Genomic DNA, 18,174 nt, shown 5'->3' on the forward strand with positions numbered 1-18,174 from the left:
TGTTTAGCTTCAATTCGTAACCCCTCTTTGCTCTTTCTTCGATGGGTTACGATTTGGAAACGGAACTCCTGCCGTTTTATGCTCGTTTTTGCTTATCCTCAAAATAGCAAGAAAGCCTAAATGAGGCTATTCCAAATAGTTACATCCCTTGCATGTCCCGCTATTTCCCTTAATTCTTAACTGCCGATTATGCCCGCAAGATGAGCTTGGATATGAGAATGATAGACCTAGAAAAGTATTCGGACCATATAGACAACAAAGCCAGCCACTGTGCCAAGCTCCTCAATAACTACTATCAGAAGTATAACGAACAGAAGGGAACACAGTTTGTCTTCAGCGACTTGGGTACTTACAAGCCTGGCGAGTGGAATGTTTACTCGGAAATTAAGCGTAAGTTGGTAGAGGAGTATCACATCCCATCTCACGAGATTCGCTTCATTCAAGAGTGCAAGAATGAGAAAGCGAAGAAAGCGATGGTAGAAGCGATGAATAGGGGCGATATACGTATCATCTTCGGCTCTACATCTATGTTGGGCACGGGTGTCAATGCCCAGCAACGAGCTGTGGCTATACATCATCTTGATACCCCGTGGAGACCGTCAGACTTAGAGCAACGCAACGGACGAGCTATCCGAAAGGGCAATTTGGTCGCCAAGGAGTTTGCCGACAACAAGGTCGACGTGGTTATATATGCAGTGGAGCGTTCGTTGGACAGCTATAAGTTCAACCTACTACACAACAAGCAGCTTTTCATCAATCAATTGAAGAGCAATCAGCTCGGTATGCGTACCATCGATGAAGGCTCAATGGATGAAGACAGTGGCATGAACTTCTCTGAGTATGTAGCTGTGCTATCGGGCAATACAGACCTTTTGGAAAAGGCAAAGCTAGATAAGAAGATTACCGCATTAGAGTCAGAACGCAAGAACTTCCTACGTGAGCGAAATGGGGCTGTAGGTAAGTTGGCTGAGATTGACCATTCACTCTCTTACCACACGGGCAAGATACAAGAGGCGAAGAAAGACCTCGCTTGCTTTGAGCAGCGAGTGGAACGAGATGCAGAAGGCAACCCAGTCAATAGACTTTCAATTAAAGGCGTAGAGCATTGTTCTGACATCAAAGTCATTGCTCATCGTCTTCAAGAGATAGAGGAAAAGGCTCGTACCAATGGAGAGTACAACAAGATAGGAGAGCTTTATGGCTTCTCTGTTATGGTCAAGACGGAAAGTTCCTCCCAGAACTTATTTGACCTATCGGTGAACCGCTTCTTTGTAAAGGGCGAGGGTAGTATTTACTACACCTACAATAACGGCAAGTTGGCAAATGATCCTAAGCTGGCTTGTCTGAACTTCTTTAATGCGTTAGAGCGTATTCCCAAGGTGATTGAATCTCACGAGAAGGAGATAGCAAAGGTTTCAGCAAATAAGGAGGTCTACACCGCCATTGCCAATAGCTCATGGAAGAAGGAGGAGGATTTGCGTTCTCTCAAAGCTCAAGCAGCTGAACTGGACAGAAAGATTGCCCTTACGCTTTCTCCGCCAGAGGAGGAAGAAGAAGAAAAAGAGATGAAAGAGCAGGAGTACGGTCAAACTACGGCACAAGAAGTAACAACTCAAGAAATGAAACAGAAGACTGAACCCACGACACCACAACACACCCCTAAGCCTAAGTGGAGATGATTGCTCTGCGTCACCTTCAAAAGACGCTTTATAATTCGAGTTTGTCGATAAGAAAGGAGACCAAGCTAGTCGTATAAAGCAAAAAGGGACTATACAGACGAAGTGTATAGCCCCATTTTTCTACCTTTTATAGTGCTAATAGAGCGTCTAAAAGTCTCCATCGGCACTTTTCTTACTGCAAAGGTAATTCTTTATTCTGACTTACGCAAGCATTTCCCGAATATTTTTGATTCCAGTTGCTTCAGCAATGATGTTTTGTACCTCATTGTATTTCTCGTTCTTGTCGAACAGCTTTATCAATTCTTCCTTCAAGTCAGCTTGACGATTCACTGACACAATCCCTGTCATGTAGTATATGACTTTGATTGCACCATAGAGCTTATGATAGTTTGCACTTTCCATCTGACCAGCTGGACCTCGTCTTATAGATGTTGGTAGCGCAATATCATATAACACATTGCCATGTGCACAATAATTTCTGATCGTGAGAATTGCTTTCAAGTAGCGTTCAAACACTGGCAGTTGTCTGACTTTGAAATGTTCGCTGATTGCTCTACGAATCATCTGATCTTTAAGTGCCTTGAAAAGATGGATTATTCCCCCTAAAGTCATATATTCCAATGTCTTCCAAGCGGGAGCATACTTGTCGTTTATATGGGTTTTATGGTGCTGCTGTATAATAGAAATAGACTTAAATCGATTGGTATAGACTTCCTGATCAAATTTCCTTACGTATGCTGCAGTCACAATATTGGGATCTGCAAACCATGTAGGAGATGTCCTATAATAATTCGACACCTTGTATATGAGAAACGTCCTGAAATGAATCTCGATGCGGTTCAGATACTTCATAAGGATACTCCTTAAATTAAAATCGAAGTAGTATAGCTTCACGATGTAGTCAAAATTAGTCCCCTCTCTAAACTGATGCGTCCTGTTAATTTTATTCGGATATGTTGTTTCGAAAGGGAACCAATAAAACCCTAAGCGATAGTACCCCACATCCAAAAGCACTTCTTGGGCTTTTTCTTTATCCTTAATAACCATTCCACGACTTTCGAGCAGTTCGATCTGCTCCCATACATCAATTGCTGTCTTTCCCATATCTACTATATCTGATAACCAAACAAATTCAGAACCTAGTTTTCTGTAAAATGCTTAGTCGCATTGTTATGAATTCTTTTTGCTATTCAAAAGCCAATATGTTCACTCTGTTTAAGTGCAAATATAAGCATTCTTAGCGATTGAAAAACGCACATTCCAATGTCAAGTGCAACACGATTATAAATATAGGGGAAAAAACTTCGTAGGGAGTTTTATATCCTAGTTTTTTACGAGGTCGTGCATTCCACCCGCTAATGCGATTTCTCAAGAATGATGTTTTTGATGACTTCATTGGGTGTCTTATAGTTTAGGTTTTTACGGGGTCTATTGTTTAGCTGATTCTGAATATGTCTGATTTCATCGTCCGAGACCTCATCAAAGGATTTTCCTTTAGGGATGTATTGTCAAATCAATCCATTCATATTTTCGATGTGAGGTTTGTCAGAAGAGCAATAAGGTTTAGCAAAGAATACAAGGATCTTCAGCGCCGGCTCTATAGACTTGAAGTGGGTGAACTCAGCTCCGTTGTCAATCGTAATGGAGAATATCTGTCCTCTGCGCTTTAAGAAGGCTAGTCTGCGATTGACCACCATGGGCAACTGTTTAGCGTCTTTGCCGTGCTTGGGGTTCTCCATGATTAGGTATCCAGTCTTTCTATCGGTAATTGTCAAGATAGCGCCCTTGTTGTTAGAACCATCAGTCGGACCCATTTCTAGGTCGTCCTCTCGGAGTTGCTGGTCAATACAAATAGGTCTCTGAGAAATGCTTTTTCTCTTTTCCCACTTAGTAGGTGCGACCAATCGTTGCTTCCTACGTCTTAAAGCATGACGACAACAAAGGTATAGGGAGCCTTTATTCTTTTTGTTTAAGTGCAGGTAGGTGTATAGGGTTGTTTTCCTGGCCATCGGGATTTGTTCCATTTGGCATCAATTGGAGATTTGTTTGGGTGAGCACTTTCTATCAATGAGAAGAACATGGGATCCACCATCTGCATAGACGAAAAGAACATCAACGGGGATTGCTACTCCATCGTGTCGAACCCAGAGACAAACAAAATCGTCCTGATGGTCAACACGCTCCGAGCCTCCCAGATCGTCTATCTAATGAGATCAAACATCTCCCAAGAAGCGCTTTTTGCAGTCTCTTGCGTAACCCGTAATATGGCTCCAAACTACGACTGGGTGGCTCGCGAACTCTTTCCCAATGCCTACCAAGTTGCGGACAAATTCCACGTTGTCAAAAACATCATTGACCAAGTCCAGTCCGTAAGAATAAGCTACCGACAAGAGCTTCTACGCAAGCAACGGGAGCTGGAGGAGGCGAGTCGCAAACAGCCTAAACTGCTGCCCGACCCCAAGCTCCAGCGAGAGCTCAAAAATCTCAAAAAGGAACTGTCCAATGGAGATACCCAGCTACAGCTTCTCCAGCGCAGCAAAGGGTTACTACACAAGCTCCCCACCGAACACACCGCCAGTCAAAAGCTACGCGCTCGGCTACTCTTTAGACTTTTCCCCGACATCAAAGAAGCGTACAAATTCTCTGTAGCTCTACGGAAATGGTACCAACGTCCCATGCGAGATGGCACCTCCATAACACCCTCCCGACACCTGTTGGAGCGCAAGAAGAAGGCACTTCTAGAGATCATCACCCATCACCTCAGTAGCCCATGTGAAGAGGTCAAGAACATCGCTCACTCATAGTCAAGCACATCGGAGAGATCTGCAACTACTTCCTAGGCTATAAGACCTACGCCTCAGCAGAAGTGCTCAACCAGAACCTCCAACGCTTTATTGCCATCAACTATGGAGCTCGCAATAGAGACTTCTTCCTCTACTGCATCGCCGTTCACTTCAGATAGTTTTTTGTGGGTGGCTTTCTACCCCAGCATCTCAAAACAGGAATTAGCTGTCAACTAAAATCAGTACTTTCGAAAAGTCAAGACAATTCATTCTAGTTTGACGACAAAAACGATGTCAACCGATATCAGGTTCAGCAAAAAATAAGTCAACCATTTTCAGATGACAAAAAAACACTTTATGTTAATGCCCTGCGTTTCTTCGTTTTATTGAGGCAAACTTCATACCTTTGTAAGCAAAAGATTCGCTAATGGCAAAGAAAGAAGTGCAAACAAATATATGGGGGTTCAAATTGTTGAAGTCTGCTCACATTACATTAGAATATCAAAGCTCTTATATCTCAGGGATAGAAAGTAGCTATGTTATACATCTTTTCCTAACATAGAAGCAATATAGTATGTATATAAAGGAAATCAAGATACTAAACTTCCGAAACTTCAAGGAAGCTTTGATACCTTTCCATGAAGGCGTGAATGTTATAATCGGTCATAATAATACAGGTAAAAGCAACCTACTTCGTGCAATCGGGTTAGTGCTTGGTTATAATTATGGTCATAGGTTGGGAGTGAGTGACTTATTTTATGAAACCGATCTAGCAGTGCTTCAACAGCAGTCACCACGGATTCAAATAACTCTTCTCCTTCGTAGAAGTGCGGGGGAAGCCTTGGATTCTGCAGAAATGGGACTCTTCTCAAATATGATGACAGATCCTGAATTAAGTGAGGAAGCTGAATTGAGATACGAGTTTAAATTGACTGATGCAGAAGAAGACAACTATAAGTCAGATGTAGCTAACGCAACTACAGCTAAGGAAATATGGAAAATTATAGATCATGACTACATCAGACTCTATAGAACTAGTCGCTTAGGAGGTAATCAGGCAGCAGGCATCAGTATCAATGAGACTTTGATGCAGATTGATTTTCAGTTTCTCGATGCCATTCGCGATGTCAGTCATGACCTATACGCCGGTTATAATCCTCTCCTTAGGGATGTGCTGAATTTCTTCATTGATTACTCGGTTAAGAATGATTCTACAAAGACAGAGGACGAGATAAAGGGACAATTAAAAACTCTGAGAGATGGTTTTGTACAACAGTCTAGTCCACTGATGCAGACTTTACAAGATAGATTGCAGAATGGCAAAAACGTGTTTCTGAAGTACGCACTCGATACAGGCGCAACATTCAACGGAGCTGTACCTGATTTTGATGGGACGGTGACGGAAAATGAGATGTTTGCAGTATTAAGAATGATTATCAAATATGCTGATGGTATAGAAGTACCAGCAACGTATAATGGTTTAGGCTATAACAATTTAATCTATATGTCGCTTTTGCTTGCAAGAATGCAGGCGGACAGTAGCATCACTTACATGAAACGCAATGCTAAGATACTCTCATTCCTTGCTGTAGAAGAATGTGAAGCACATCTGCATCCAGCTATGCAATATAAGTTCCTACAGTTTCTACAGGACAACAATGCAAATGGACATGTACGTCAGATATTCATAACCTCCCATTCTACCCAAATTGCCTCTGCTGTGAAGCTGGATGACTTGATTTGTCTAACTTCACCTGCATTAGGGCAGATTAATGTTGGATATCCGCGTGACATTTATAAAGAAGATAATGATGATGTTGAATCCAAGCGATATGTCCAAAGGTTTTTAGATGCTACCAAAGCTGATATGTTTTTTGCCAACAAATTGATATTCGTTGAGGGCATTGCGGAGGAGCTGCTACTCCCTGTCTTTGCTAGATATTTGGACAAGAACCTTACAGATGAGCATGTGCTGGTGATAAATATGGGTGGTCGCTATTTCAAACACTTTCTAAAGTTGTTTGATACAAACAATCCACACACCATCAACAAGAAGATTGTCTGCTTGACAGACATTGATCCCTGTAGGAAAAAGCATGGATCTGACGAGGCTTATGAAGCCTGCTACCCATATGAGTACAATATTGACGCAGACAACTACGACTATAAGCATCATGCGGATACAGAGGTGATTCAATATGCAGACCATCCCAACATTAGGTTTTATAGGCAAGATGTAACGTATGGAAAAACACTGGAGTATGACATAATGCGTGAGAATCCTGATTGTGAACTGTTATTGACTGACTCTGTTTCCAATTTAAAGGAGATAAAAGCTATGATGGCGGAAGAGGATGTGAACGAGATGATGAATAAAATGCGAACTAGTGAAACTAATTCCCGTATTAAGACATCCATAGGTGCATCGGAGTGGACGGATGAAGAGAAACGAAAAGCCTTACTTGCATCACGTTATTTGAACTCCGTTTCAAAAGGTAGCAATGCGCTGGAACTAAACGTGGCGCTTATGGCTAATCTGGAGAAATCTGCAACAGATAGAAAAGAGTTTAATGTTCCCCGATATATTGTTGACGCATTAACATGGCTATTATCATAACATCAGAGCAGACCATACCTGTAGACGAACCGTTTAAGGTGACTGCTGGGCCTGGTGCTGGAAAGACACATTGGTTGATAAGCCATATCAAAAATGTAGTATCAAACAGCAACAAACTTGATGTGGTGAGGAAGGTGGCTTGTATCACTTATACCAATGTGGGTATCGACACCATCACTTCACGTTTGAATATGAGGAATGACGTGGTTGAGGTATGTACCATCCATAGTTTTTTGTATGCCAATATAGTAAAGCCCTATATTCATCTGGTAGCTAAAGAATTTGGGCTGGAGTTGAGCAAACTTGTGGTTATAGATGACTCTAATTTTAAGACAGAAGGAATAGCTATATCAGTATTGAAGCTTATTAATAAGTCATGGGTGAATGCTAGAAGCTATCTGAAAGGCTTGAATAATGCCACGTGGCATTATTCAAAGCACGCATACAACGATTATAAACCAAGGTACCCAATAAAGGCCGGCAAGTGGTTCGTGGGCAATGATTGCTATATGGGGTTCAAAAGATGGCTATGGAGTAGAGGGTATATGTCTTTTGATGATATTTTGTACTTCTCTTACATTCTACTTTCGAGATACCCCCATATATACAAATTGATAAAGGCTAGGTATCCATATATTTTCGTGGATGAGTTTCAAGATACAATTCCTTTTGTGGTTGACTTCCTTACCCAGTTAGGCAATAAGGGGGTAATTGTGGGAGTAGTTGGCGATAAAGCACAATCAATCTATGATTTTCTCGGTGCTACAGTGCAGCAATTTGACAGTTTTACTGTTCCAGAAATGCAGGAGTATGAGATACGAGGGAATAGGCGTAGCACGAAGCAGATAATAGATTTACTGAATATTGTCAGGACTGATTTCTCGCAAGACTGGCTGAATGGATTAGAAGGAATGATGCCGGAATTGCTAGTTGGCGATATGCTTAACTGCTACCAACAGAGTATAGAAAAGAGTGGAACTGACGAAATACAATCACTGGCCTTTCAAAACGTACTTGCCAATTCGATGCGTAAGAAGAACGGAGTGAGAGAAGTCGAAAAAATATTAGAGATTGATTTTGACAGCAATGCAGGACGTCAGATGATTATAAAGACGTTGATAAAGGCCGTGGAATATACAAAAATGAATGACTTGCGAAATGCTTGGCATCAACTAGACATCATCAATCGCGATAGAACAATAACCATTGTGGCTCTAAGACGTTTGCTAGATGGCTATAAGGACTATAAAGACGGAAGCCTGATGGATTTCTACAATTTTCTAGTGAATGATTTACAACTCAAGATAACTAAGATAACAGGCAAGGCAATCAAGGATTTCTACGTAAACCATACATACGCTGATGCTGTCCTTGGAGTGAAGTATGGTGATTCAAATGACAAGCATAAGACTATCCACAAATCAAAAGGAGAGGAGTTTGATAACGTCTTTGTCATTCTTGAAAAGGAAGAAGACTTGGAGTTCCTGTTGTCTCCAAACCTAGATGGCAACAATGTTCATCGGGTGTATTATGTGGCTGCTAGTCGTGCAATAAAACGCTTGTTTATCTGTGTACCCACATTGAGTGAAGAAAACTATATCAAACTGAAGGACATGCCAATAAATATACCTTCTTAGGTGTAACTTTGTGCATGAGAAAAAGAAACCTGCAACTGGCTTTTAGGACTGCCTTGTAACTTTATACTGAGACTGTTGAAAAGCCCTCAAACTCTAGCTTAAGAACTTTTCAACAGTCTCCAATGGATAAACGAGCCGTTTTCACCGCTTCCAGACGAGATTGAAATAGCATAGGGGGGGGGGATACCCCCGTTTTTACAGCAAATATCGAAGGGCGATTGACCCGCTTGACAGCTATTTTACGCCCATCGCTCACAAAAAAAAGCGCTTAAAACACTATTAGGTGCGATTCATTTTTTTTGCAAATGTGAGTTTCATTTCTTAATAGAATATACGTAGGACACTATTGGATTTAGCCATCTTTGTTAGCCTTGCTTACTGTTAATGAATAAACCTAACATCTACCACTCCTCTCTTCTTTTTAGCATCTCATCGATTTCCTCACGAAGGAATAATAGGCGACCATTAGCTTTAAGGTAAGGAATCTTACCCGCCCATACCCAATTGTAGATGGTCTTTTGCTCAACCTTTAGCAATCTAGACACATCGATGATGTCAAGATACTCAGGCTTGAGCGGTGGCTTAACAGCAACTTCTATGTCTTGCTCTCGTAATACCAGCAAGTGGTCTAGTTTTTCTTCCACACTCGCTAGCTTATCGAACAGACGTTTTTGCCAAGGATCTTCTGTAAGATAGTCTAAGTATGACATAGTTTCCCTTTTTGATAATTCCCTGCAGTATCTTGTGACAAGATACGTTGCTCTCTCATATAAGCAATATACTTCTTTGCTGTGCGCTCTTTGACTCCCATCTCTCGCATTAAGACATCGCACAACTCTTGGTAGGAGAGACGGCGGTTGCTTTGAAAGATCTCAGTAACAATTGAGATTAATTCGTCAGTTTTTCGCTTCTCCTTATCCTCCTTAGACTTTTCCCCACGATAGACATGCATCCCCAGCTCTTTATCCCATCCAAAAAGCATCATAGGAACATCTAAAGGGCTCCCATCTCTCACCTTCAAAGCCTTGACTACAGAGTATTCAGGATTGTCATCCTTCTCAATTGAAAGAATTCCTGCTGACTTACGTTGTAATTCTGAGCCTATGTGTCCACGAAGCTTGATACCGTTTGGAACAAAGTGTAATACACAAATGATACATGTGTTATAAATACCCGCTAGCCTGTAAAGCTCATCTACAACAGCGATACTCTCTGTCTCATCGTTTGCAGAGCGCACCAAGTCTGCAATCCCATCAATAACTACTAAGTGTATTCCTCCATGTTTATGACGAAACAAGTCCATGCTTTCACGAATAAGTTTCAACCGATCCTTACGAGAAAGTGAGGCTAGATATAGAGAGTGGTAAAAGTCAGGAACAGTTTCTACATCTGCTCTCCGTAATGTCTTCCCTAAGTTCTTGTATAGCTGAGCCTCAGACTGCTCTGTGTCATAGTGCAAAACAGCCAAGGCTTTTGGATTGGGAGTTATTTCTAATCCTAGTGTTCGCTCTGAATCTAACCTTTCAGCACATAATGTGCCTGCAAGGATAGAGCCAATGTAATTACTCTTGCCCGTACCCTCTCCACCTGTAATGCAGAAAAGATTGTCCTGAGAGCCAAGAGGGACTCCATTGACTGAGACAACCGACTTAGAAACATCTGGAGGGTTGTCGTAATCAATCTCACAAGATTGCAATATCATCATTGTTTCGCTGTATAGGCTGGAAAACATTCGCGCGAGAAGATCTCTTAAATCCTGCTGACTATGGCCTAGGGCAAAGTAGTCAGAGATATCTTTCTCCGTTTTGATACCACTCAAAGGGAGTTGTAGTCTAAGCACTCCAAATTCAGAAAGCGCTTCCACCTGTTTCTGTGCCTCTCTGATCCCTGTTTCATCAGAGTCGTATAAGATGATGAGGTGTAAGAAGCGAAGTGAAAGACTTTCGATAATACCTCTTGGTATTTGTGCAGTCTCGCTATTGAAACAAATAGCATTGAAATGGTGTGCAGAAAGAGAGAGGACATCTTTTTCTCCTCCCGTAATAAATAGGATATCTCCTTTATTAGGTAGTTGTGCTAGCCCAAATACATACTCTTCCGATTTTTCTCCACCATATAGAAACCTCAGTTTACTATTCGGTCGATATATTTTGACGAAGTCATTGTGAGCGTAACAGAAAATGGGTTCTTCGGAAGAAGAGATGAGCTTAAAAGGTTTTCCCTCTCTACTCACCGATTCGTAGCAAGACAACGATTTGACATGGTATTGCTCCAATGTTTCCAAGGAGATCCCATATTGTTCCCAAAAAGCAAGTTCCTTTTGCGTAAAGGGTCGCTCATAAACTCTGAACGATTTTTTGTTTGCTATGTATTCCACTTTATCCATCGATTCTGTACACCTCTTTTGACTCTGTTCAACGGATTGCCTAGGATAGGTGGAACGGGCCGCTTTCATGTTTGTGTCTCCTCTGTATTCAATAGAAATCTTTAGATTTAGATCCTGGATAATAGTCACTAAAACCTTCTTGAACTCAGATCGGACATCAAGCCCCAAAATTGTTGCAGCAAACCAAAAGCAATCACCTGAGTATGCTTCATTTCCAAAGTCTTTCATTCGATAGGAGTCTGACTTAGGATCAAAATAGATATTGCAAGATGCTCGTTTGTCATCATAGAGAGGATTGCGAAAGTTCCGCTTGGGAACAAAGTCAATTGGCATATAGAAGTAGAAAACCTCTAATCCTCGATTGGTCAACTGCAGGATTTCTTCTTTTAGTGTCATAGCTCTTCAAAAAGATTTTGTGCATCTTCCCCCAAATAACCTTTCAGTATGCCATCCTTGTAAGCATTCAACCGTTGCAATGCTTCTATGCGTCTAAATCCTTTGAACGTCACACGTCCTGATTTTACAGCTATATATAGACCCTTAAAAGGATAAAGGACATGATTACAGGATACATAGCGATATGGAACAGCATTGGCATCTCGCCATCGAGCAAGAGAAGCTTTTGATATTCCTAATAGACGCATGACGTCTGATGAATTTAGCTCGATCTTTTCCTCAAGGACGCTATACTCTCTTTTGAGTTCTTTGATGAAGTCTGCAACTTGGCGTACTTCCTCTCGAAGTCCTTGAATTTCATCGAGGAGTGTGCTAGGGTTATACGTCTCCATAGGATTCTGCCAATGTTTGAAAGGTTTCAGCTAGAAGTGGAAGAAGCTTCTTCAGTAGCTCATGTTCGGTTTCTTTCAGGAAGATCTCAATGAGGCGTTCAATATTGGATAATGTATCATCTATTTCCAGCGGGTGAAAATGGCGAAGAATACGTAGTAAGTCCTCTTTCTGCACCATAAGACATTGATTCCCATGGTGAGTTTGGACAGAGGCGAAAGATTCAACCGCACCTAACGGCAAATGCAGGATAAGCGTATCCATACCAAAAGCTTCAGCACATCTTTGATAAGTACTGAGTCGAATGTCTCTTTGGAACTTGCAAGTCTTTACAAAGTTCTAGTAGTCTAATCCGCTATCATATGCTATTTGCTTGACATTGTCACATGAAGCCAACATCATATCTAATGTTGGACAAATGACATACAATCGTCTATCTCTTGCGGGCTTAACGGGTCGATTTTTGTTCATGTTTCTTCTACTGTTGAATTATCATCTGCAAAGATCCTATTCAAAGCCCTTTATAGACGAATATCTAAACACCATTCATTGGTAATATTCTACCAGTGTATGTTCAGCAACACACTTCTCTGCATAGCGATAGCCCTTCATAGATCTTTTGGGCATGCCACTTCCATTGTTTTAGGAGACGTCATAATGAGATAAGCTGAAGTGAGTAGCATCTCATATAATGACCGCCAGTGCACGGTGCAAGCCTTATCTATATATAAGGGCTTGCACCGTGCACTGGAATTGTAGCCAAGAAACTTAGAGTAATTTTATTCCCAGATATTTGGAGGTTGTTCTACTTATTCGTACCTTTGAACCCGAGAAATGCAAGCGAGCAAATCTCACAGCAATAGCTATGAGTATTCTCAAAATACTCTCCTATGGCTACAATTTGGCTACAATTAAATCTTAGAGGAATATAAACAACTACGATATAAGGAGTTAGAAGGTTTGGTTTACAATCCTCTCTCTCCGCAAAAGCTACGTCAGTGGCAAATAGACTGAGTATCGCAATTCTAACGAGTTGCGATACTTTCTTTAATATACCCCTTCGGATATGAGTGAGGGGACTCAACCGCATTTGATTGAGTCCCCTCGTTGTGTCGTTTTGTTTGAGTAGTGGCGCTCTCTATAGAGCCTCTACTATAAGGTAGGTCATGTAGGCGACGTAGACGATGAGTAGCGCCACGCCCTCCTTGCGACTGATCATGGCTCGCCCCATGACGTTGCTAAAGATGAAGAGGAGGAAGACAGCCACCAGCATCATCATATAGTCCATCAGCTGTATGCCCGCTGGGACTAGAGGCGTGATCGTAGCTGAGGCTCCAAGGATGAAGAGAATGTTGAATATGCTGCTCCCCACAACGTTGCCGATGGCAAGGTCTGGTTGACGCTTGACGGCTGCTACAACGGATGTAGCCAACTCTGGTAGCGAGGTGCCGATGGCTACGATGGTGAGTCCGATGATTGCTTCGCTGACACCCCACGAGCGTGCTATACTGGAGGCATTGTCAACGAATAAGCGTCCGCCGAAGATTAGCAGAGCGAGTCCACCGATGACCTTAACGATCGATAGAAGCATTGTGGGCTTAGCGCTTTTGGCCTCTAAGGGTGGTTGGTCAGCTTCTAGCGTCTTTTCCTTAGGCGCTGACATGAAGGCTAGATAAAGGTAGAAGATGAGGAAGCCGAGCAGGATGATGCCATCGCCACGGTCAATGATGTTGCCCGAAAAGCCACCCGTGAGAAGATGATCGCTCGCCATGACGAGACAGATGGCCGTGACCAGCATGGCAATCGGTATATCTCGCTTCATAGCATCGTGCGTCACACGGAGCGGATAGATCACAGCGCTGACACCTAGGATGAGGAGGATATTGGCGATGTTGCTACCCACCACATTGGCGATGGCGATGTCAGGCTTATTGGCCAGAGCAGATGTTAGACTCACGACCAACTCAGGGGCTGAGGTACCAAAGCCTACGATCGTGAGACCGATCACCAGTTGCGACACGCCAAGACGCTCAGCAATCGTCACAGAGCCATTGGTCAGATAGTTTGCCCCAGCGGTAATCATGACCAAGCCTAGGATGAGTAGTAGGAAGTAGAGTAATATTGACATGATGCCTAATATATAAGGTATAGCATACGTTACCAGCCACCAGTGGCTCCACCGCCACCGCCTGAACCACCGCCGAAGCCTCCGCCTCCGAAACCTCCACCGCTGAAACCGCCGCCGCCTCGTCCGAATGATCCTCCGAGGATAGAACCTATGATAGCTCCCGTGACAAAGCCCGAGCCATCGTCACGGTAGACTGTGTCATCCTTGTGGTGATCTTGATCACAGTAAAGGCAGTGATACTCCTCACGGTTGATATAGGCGATACGCCGATCGGTAGAGCGCAAACGCTGCGTACCGACTCGTTGCATAGCGTAGGTTCCGCAGTGCGGGCAACGCTTGTAGGGTGAGCCTCCGACTACTTCGCCATAACGCTCTACAGCACCACAGTTGTCGCATTGCTTGACCAAATAGTACACGCTACCAAGTCGCTCTTCCAATTGTTGTGCGGGCGTAAGGAGCGATAATTTATCCGTGCTGGAGAGTCGCTGCAACTTGTTTTGATGGCATGTAGCACAGCGGAGCGCCTCCTGAGAGAGACGATAGCGCAGGATAGCGTAGAGAGCGAGGAGTACGACGATGGCGCTCGCTATAAAGAGGAAGCTTCCGCCGATCATAGCGATCAAGGCAATGAATACGAAGCTAACGATCTGCCTATTGAGTCGTTTAGTCCTTTGCTCTGGAGCGGTCTGCTTGTCTCGGTATGAGGCCAGCATGACGACACAGAGGATCAGCACCAAGAGGACCACCAGTCCATTGAATACGCCCTCCGCCACTTGATCTTCCTCGGAGCCATCGGTACGAGTAGCCCCTTCGTAGTTGGCCGAGATGGTCTCTTGTATCGCCTGCACGCCCGAGAGGATACCTGTACTATAGTCACCACGCTTGAAGTGAGGCGCCATACGATGAGCAATGATCTGACTACAGAGGGCATCTGGTAGCACGCCCTCTAGTCCGTAGCCCGTCTCTATGCGTATCTGACGACTATCTAGCGAGATGAGCATGACGAAGCCACTATTGTCAACCTTAGAGCCAACGCCCCAGCCACGCAGTATCCCTAGTGCGAGCTCCTCGATAGAGCCTCCGTTGCCGATAGTCGGGAGGGTGATGACGACACCCTCCACGCCATGCGTCTGGCGCAGACTTTGGAGCGTCTCGTTGATACGTTGTAGAGCTTCGGGCTCGATGATGTGCGCTACGTCCGAGACAAACTGCGTGCTGTCCTGTAGCTGTACGTTGGGGATATCCTCCCACGACAACGCCTTCTGAGCAGGTAATGCCCAGAAGGATAGCAATAGTCCGAGGAAGAGTAACGTGCGCTTCATGAGAGGACTTAGAGATTAGAAATTAGAGGTTAGAGATTAGAAGGACTAGGGGCTAGAAAGATCTCATCTCTAATATCTAACCTCTAACTTCTAATCTCTAACAACTAAAACTTCACTTGAGGAGCTTGCTCAGCGCCAGCCTCGGTCTGGAAGTAAGGACGCTGATGAAAGCCAAAGAGGCCAGCGAATATGTTCGTCGGAAAGCGACGTACCTTCGTATTGTACTGCTGCGCCTCATTGTTGAAGTCCATGCGAGCCGTCGTGATACGGTTTTCCGTACCCTCTAGCTGAGCTTGTAGCTGACGGAAGTTTTCGTCTGCCTTGAGCTCAGGATAACGCTCCACCACAACCATCAGTCTATTGAGTGCACTGGTTAGGTCTCCCTGAGCTTGCTGGAACTGATTCAGTTGCTCTTGAGTCATTCCATCACCAGCCTGTATGATCGGCTGTGAAGCCTTAGCACGCGCATTGATCACCCCCTCAAGAGTCTCACGCTCATGAGAAGCGTAGCCTTTGACCGTCTCCACAAGGTTGGGAATGAGGTCGGCACGGCGCTGGTATTGGTTCTCCACTTGGCTCCACGAGGTATTGACCTGCTCGTCTAGCACCACGAGCGAGTTGTACTGACCCACGCCCCAGAAGACGAGGAGCAGTACGACAGCCACGACGATGATCGTTAAGGTGAGACCACGACGTGACTTAGGGGCTGTAGTTTGATCTGTCATAGTATTGAGAGTTTGTTAGTTAATGGATTCGTTGATTAGAGTAGCTCAATGCGTTCCTCCGAGACCTTGCGCCCGCAGTAGTGACAGCGTAGCACCTCGTGCTCGGCATCTATCAGATGAAAGTGCGTACGCACTGGCTCATTGTTCGTAATGCACTTAGCATTGGGGCACTTGACGAAGCCAATGATCTCCTCGGGAAGGTGTAGCGTCCGCTTCTCCACCACCTCATAGTCCTTAATTATATTGACATGCACATCAGGGGCAAGGAGCGCTATACGGCTTGCCTCCTCATCGGAGAGCATCCGTCCAGAGATCTTGATGATACCCTTCTTGCCTAGGTAGCGACTATCTAAGTTGTTGCCTATCGTGATAGGCTCCTCCATATCTTCGAGCTGTAGGAGATGGGCTATCTTAAAGAGCTTACTAGGGGGAATATGATCTATCACGGTGCCATTGCAGATGGCTGTGACCATCATCCCCTCTTGCTGCTTGATTAGAGCTTTCTGAGACTTAGCATTCATAGTGTGTAGTGTGTTACTTATCAACTTCTATACCGAGCACCTCGCAGAGTATCGACTGGCGTATGTAGAGCCCGTTCTGAGCTTGGCGAAAGTACTCCGCCTTAGGACTGCTATCCACATCGATATCAATCTCATTGACACGAGGTAGCGGGTGGAGAATGCGGAGATTGTCCTTAGTCCCTTGTAGCATCTCCTTATTAAGTATGTAGACATCCTTGACACGCTCATACTCTTCCATATCTGTAAAGCGCTCCCGCTGTACCCTAGTCATGTAGAGTATGTCGGCATCGGCAATCACCTCAGGGGTAAAAAGCGAGGTCTCCTCATAGCGTAGATGATGCTCATCGCAATATTGCCTGTACTCCTCGGGAAGCCTCAGCTCGGGCGGTGCGACGAAGGTAAAGCGAGGCGAGAAGAAGCGCATCCCCTCTATAAGCGAGTGGATCGTACGTCCGAAGCGCAAGTCGCCTACCATCACGATGTGTAGATCCTTGAGAGTGCCCTGTGTAGAGCGAATTGTGTAAAGGTCAAGGAGCGTCTGCGAAGGGTGCTGATTGGCACCATCGCCAGCGTTGACGATCGGCACGGGCGACACCTCCGTAGCATAGAGAGCCGCACCCTCCAGGTAGTGCCGCATGATGATCACGTCGGCATAGTTAGAGACGATCAGGAGGGTGTCCTTCAGCGACTCGCCCTTTGTCGAACTACTAGACTTAGGATCGGAAAAGCCGATGACTCGTCCGCCCAACCTATTGACCGCCGTCTCGAAGCTCAGTCGGGTACGCGTCGAAGGTTCGAAAAACAGGGTGGCACCCACCATCCCATCCATTAGATGGCGATTAGGATTAGCCTCAAAGAGTGCAGCCCGATCCAAGATACGCAGTATATCTTGCTCAGCGCACTGCTCGATAGATACGATATGCTTCATCATACGGCACAGTCTATTTTCATTTCATCCGTAAAGGTACAAAAAAGGCTAGACTACGATACACCTATCGCCCCTGCTCGGCAGGGCTGACGCATTATATATAGTTATTGCTGTCCAGTGAAAGCTTTTTGAGGGGGCATCGGGTAAATCGTTCTGCAGAAATGAGCTAACTATCAGTACCACTTGGATGAGACTAAAGTTCCTGTCCTCTCCTGAAATAGTACACAGTTGGGGAAGCCAACCCCAACAACAATGAAACAAGAAAAAAGTAACCGAGGACGAAAGGGATATCCCTTAGATTTCAAGTGGAGAGTCATCGATGGCCTCCTAGCCACAGGCGAGAGCATCGCCACCACCAGCCAGCGCTACGGCATCACCGCACGCACCATTCGAAATTGGTTGCGTACCTTTGGTGTAGAGTTACCCAACCAAAGCACTATGAGCAAGACAAACAAGAACAAAGCCGTAGATCCAGATTACGCAGAACTCAAGCGCGAAAACGCTCGCCTCAAAGCAGCCCTCTTCCAAGCTGAGAGCAAGGCCTTGGTCAACAAAACACTACTCGAAGTGGTCTTGAATCGCTACCACATTGATCTAAAAAAAAAAGACCGATTTGTAGCCGTGAGACAGCTTGAATCCGCCCAAGTGAGAGATCAAAAGCT

The 18,174-nt window shown here is 44.4% G+C and carries 16 protein-coding genes; 5 read left to right on the top strand and 11 right to left on the bottom strand.

Annotated elements, in window-relative coordinates:
• Positions 1–206: 206 nt before the first annotated feature.
• The gene (locus PORUE0001_RS05860; protein WP_410524545.1) at positions 207–1,679 is read left to right on the top strand and encodes a helicase-related protein; all 1,473 of its coding nucleotides are present in this window, start codon (positions 207–209) and stop codon (positions 1,677–1,679) included.
• A 201-nt stretch (positions 1,680–1,880) separates the two neighbouring features.
• On the opposite strand, the gene PORUE0001_RS05865 is transcribed toward PORUE0001_RS05860, so the two are convergent.
• Together PORUE0001_RS05865 and PORUE0001_RS05870 are read right to left on the bottom strand one after the other, a co-directional pair.
• Positions 1,881–2,783: an Abi family protein gene (locus PORUE0001_RS05865; protein WP_007365527.1), complete on the bottom strand. Its 903-nt coding sequence runs from the start codon at positions 2,781–2,783 to the stop codon at positions 1,881–1,883.
• 404 nt (positions 2,784–3,187) lie between these two features.
• On the bottom strand, positions 3,188–3,703 hold the full coding sequence (locus PORUE0001_RS05870) for an IS30 family transposase (RefSeq protein WP_007365531.1): 516 nt from the start codon (positions 3,701–3,703) through the stop codon (positions 3,188–3,190).
• 54 nt (positions 3,704–3,757) lie between these two features.
• Between PORUE0001_RS05870 and PORUE0001_RS05875 the strand changes: the two genes are divergently transcribed.
• The 3 genes from PORUE0001_RS05875 (at position 3,758) to PORUE0001_RS05885 (ending at position 8,716) form a co-directional block, all read left to right on the top strand.
• Complete coding sequence (locus tag PORUE0001_RS05875) at positions 3,758–4,483, top strand: transposase (protein WP_007441851.1); 726 nt, start codon at positions 3,758–3,760, stop codon at positions 4,481–4,483.
• Between the two features lie 553 nt (positions 4,484–5,036).
• On the top strand, positions 5,037–7,079 hold the full coding sequence (locus PORUE0001_RS05880; RefSeq protein WP_007365532.1) for an AAA family ATPase: 2,043 nt from the start codon (positions 5,037–5,039) through the stop codon (positions 7,077–7,079).
• The gene (locus tag PORUE0001_RS05885) at positions 7,064–8,716 is read left to right on the top strand and encodes an ATP-dependent helicase (RefSeq protein ID WP_007441843.1); all 1,653 of its coding nucleotides are present in this window, start codon (positions 7,064–7,066) and stop codon (positions 8,714–8,716) included. The genes PORUE0001_RS05880 and PORUE0001_RS05885 overlap by 16 nt, the downstream gene beginning before the upstream one ends.
• 401 nt (positions 8,717–9,117) lie before the next feature.
• Here PORUE0001_RS05885 and PORUE0001_RS05890 read toward each other — a convergent pair whose 3' ends face one another.
• The 9 genes from PORUE0001_RS05890 to pyrB all read right to left on the bottom strand — a co-directional run bounded on the left by PORUE0001_RS05890 (position 9,118) and on the right by pyrB (position 17,512).
• On the bottom strand, positions 9,118–9,426 hold the full coding sequence (locus tag PORUE0001_RS05890) for a helix-turn-helix domain-containing protein (RefSeq protein WP_039865711.1): 309 nt from the start codon (positions 9,424–9,426) through the stop codon (positions 9,118–9,120).
• Complete coding sequence (locus tag PORUE0001_RS05895; protein WP_007365529.1) at positions 9,414–11,498, bottom strand: bifunctional DNA primase/helicase; 2,085 nt, start codon at positions 11,496–11,498, stop codon at positions 9,414–9,416. Before PORUE0001_RS05895 ends, PORUE0001_RS05890 begins: the two co-directional genes overlap by 13 nt.
• On the bottom strand, positions 11,495–11,890 hold the full coding sequence (locus PORUE0001_RS05900; RefSeq protein ID WP_007365537.1) for a hypothetical protein: 396 nt from the start codon (positions 11,888–11,890) through the stop codon (positions 11,495–11,497). Before PORUE0001_RS05900 ends, PORUE0001_RS05895 begins: the two co-directional genes overlap by 4 nt.
• Positions 11,877–12,152 carry a hypothetical protein gene (locus PORUE0001_RS05905; protein WP_039865712.1) on the bottom strand — a complete coding sequence of 92 codons (276 nt, stop codon included), beginning with the start codon at positions 12,150–12,152 and terminating at the stop codon, positions 11,877–11,879. The genes PORUE0001_RS05900 and PORUE0001_RS05905 overlap by 14 nt, the downstream gene beginning before the upstream one ends.
• A gap of 874 nt (positions 12,153–13,026) precedes the next feature.
• On the bottom strand, positions 13,027–14,016 hold the full coding sequence (locus tag PORUE0001_RS05910) for a calcium/sodium antiporter (protein ID WP_007441844.1): 990 nt from the start codon (positions 14,014–14,016) through the stop codon (positions 13,027–13,029).
• Between the two features lie 29 nt (positions 14,017–14,045).
• A complete protein-coding gene (locus PORUE0001_RS05915) occupies positions 14,046–15,338 on the bottom strand; it encodes a TPM domain-containing protein (RefSeq protein WP_007441840.1) in 1,293 nt (430 codons plus the stop codon).
• A 104-nt stretch (positions 15,339–15,442) separates the two neighbouring features.
• Positions 15,443–16,063, bottom strand: a complete 621-nt coding sequence (locus PORUE0001_RS05920; protein WP_007441850.1) for a LemA family protein — start codon at positions 16,061–16,063, stop codon at positions 15,443–15,445.
• Positions 16,064–16,098: 35 nt separating this feature from the next.
• Positions 16,099–16,584 carry an aspartate carbamoyltransferase regulatory subunit gene (pyrI, locus tag PORUE0001_RS05925; RefSeq protein WP_007441835.1) on the bottom strand — a complete coding sequence of 162 codons (486 nt, stop codon included), beginning with the start codon at positions 16,582–16,584 and terminating at the stop codon, positions 16,099–16,101.
• Between the two features lie 13 nt (positions 16,585–16,597).
• The gene (gene pyrB / locus PORUE0001_RS05930) at positions 16,598–17,512 is read right to left on the bottom strand and encodes an aspartate carbamoyltransferase (protein WP_198400683.1); all 915 of its coding nucleotides are present in this window, start codon (positions 17,510–17,512) and stop codon (positions 16,598–16,600) included.
• Between the two features lie 252 nt (positions 17,513–17,764).
• Here pyrB and PORUE0001_RS05935 point away from each other — a divergent pair.
• A partial coding sequence (locus tag PORUE0001_RS05935; RefSeq protein ID WP_007365536.1) for a transposase occupies positions 17,765–18,174 on the top strand: 410 nt, incomplete at its 3' end.

Origin of the sequence: Porphyromonas uenonis 60-3 (assembly GCF_000174775.1) — a bacterium.
Lineage (GTDB): Bacteria > Bacteroidota > Bacteroidia > Bacteroidales > Porphyromonadaceae > Porphyromonas > Porphyromonas uenonis_A.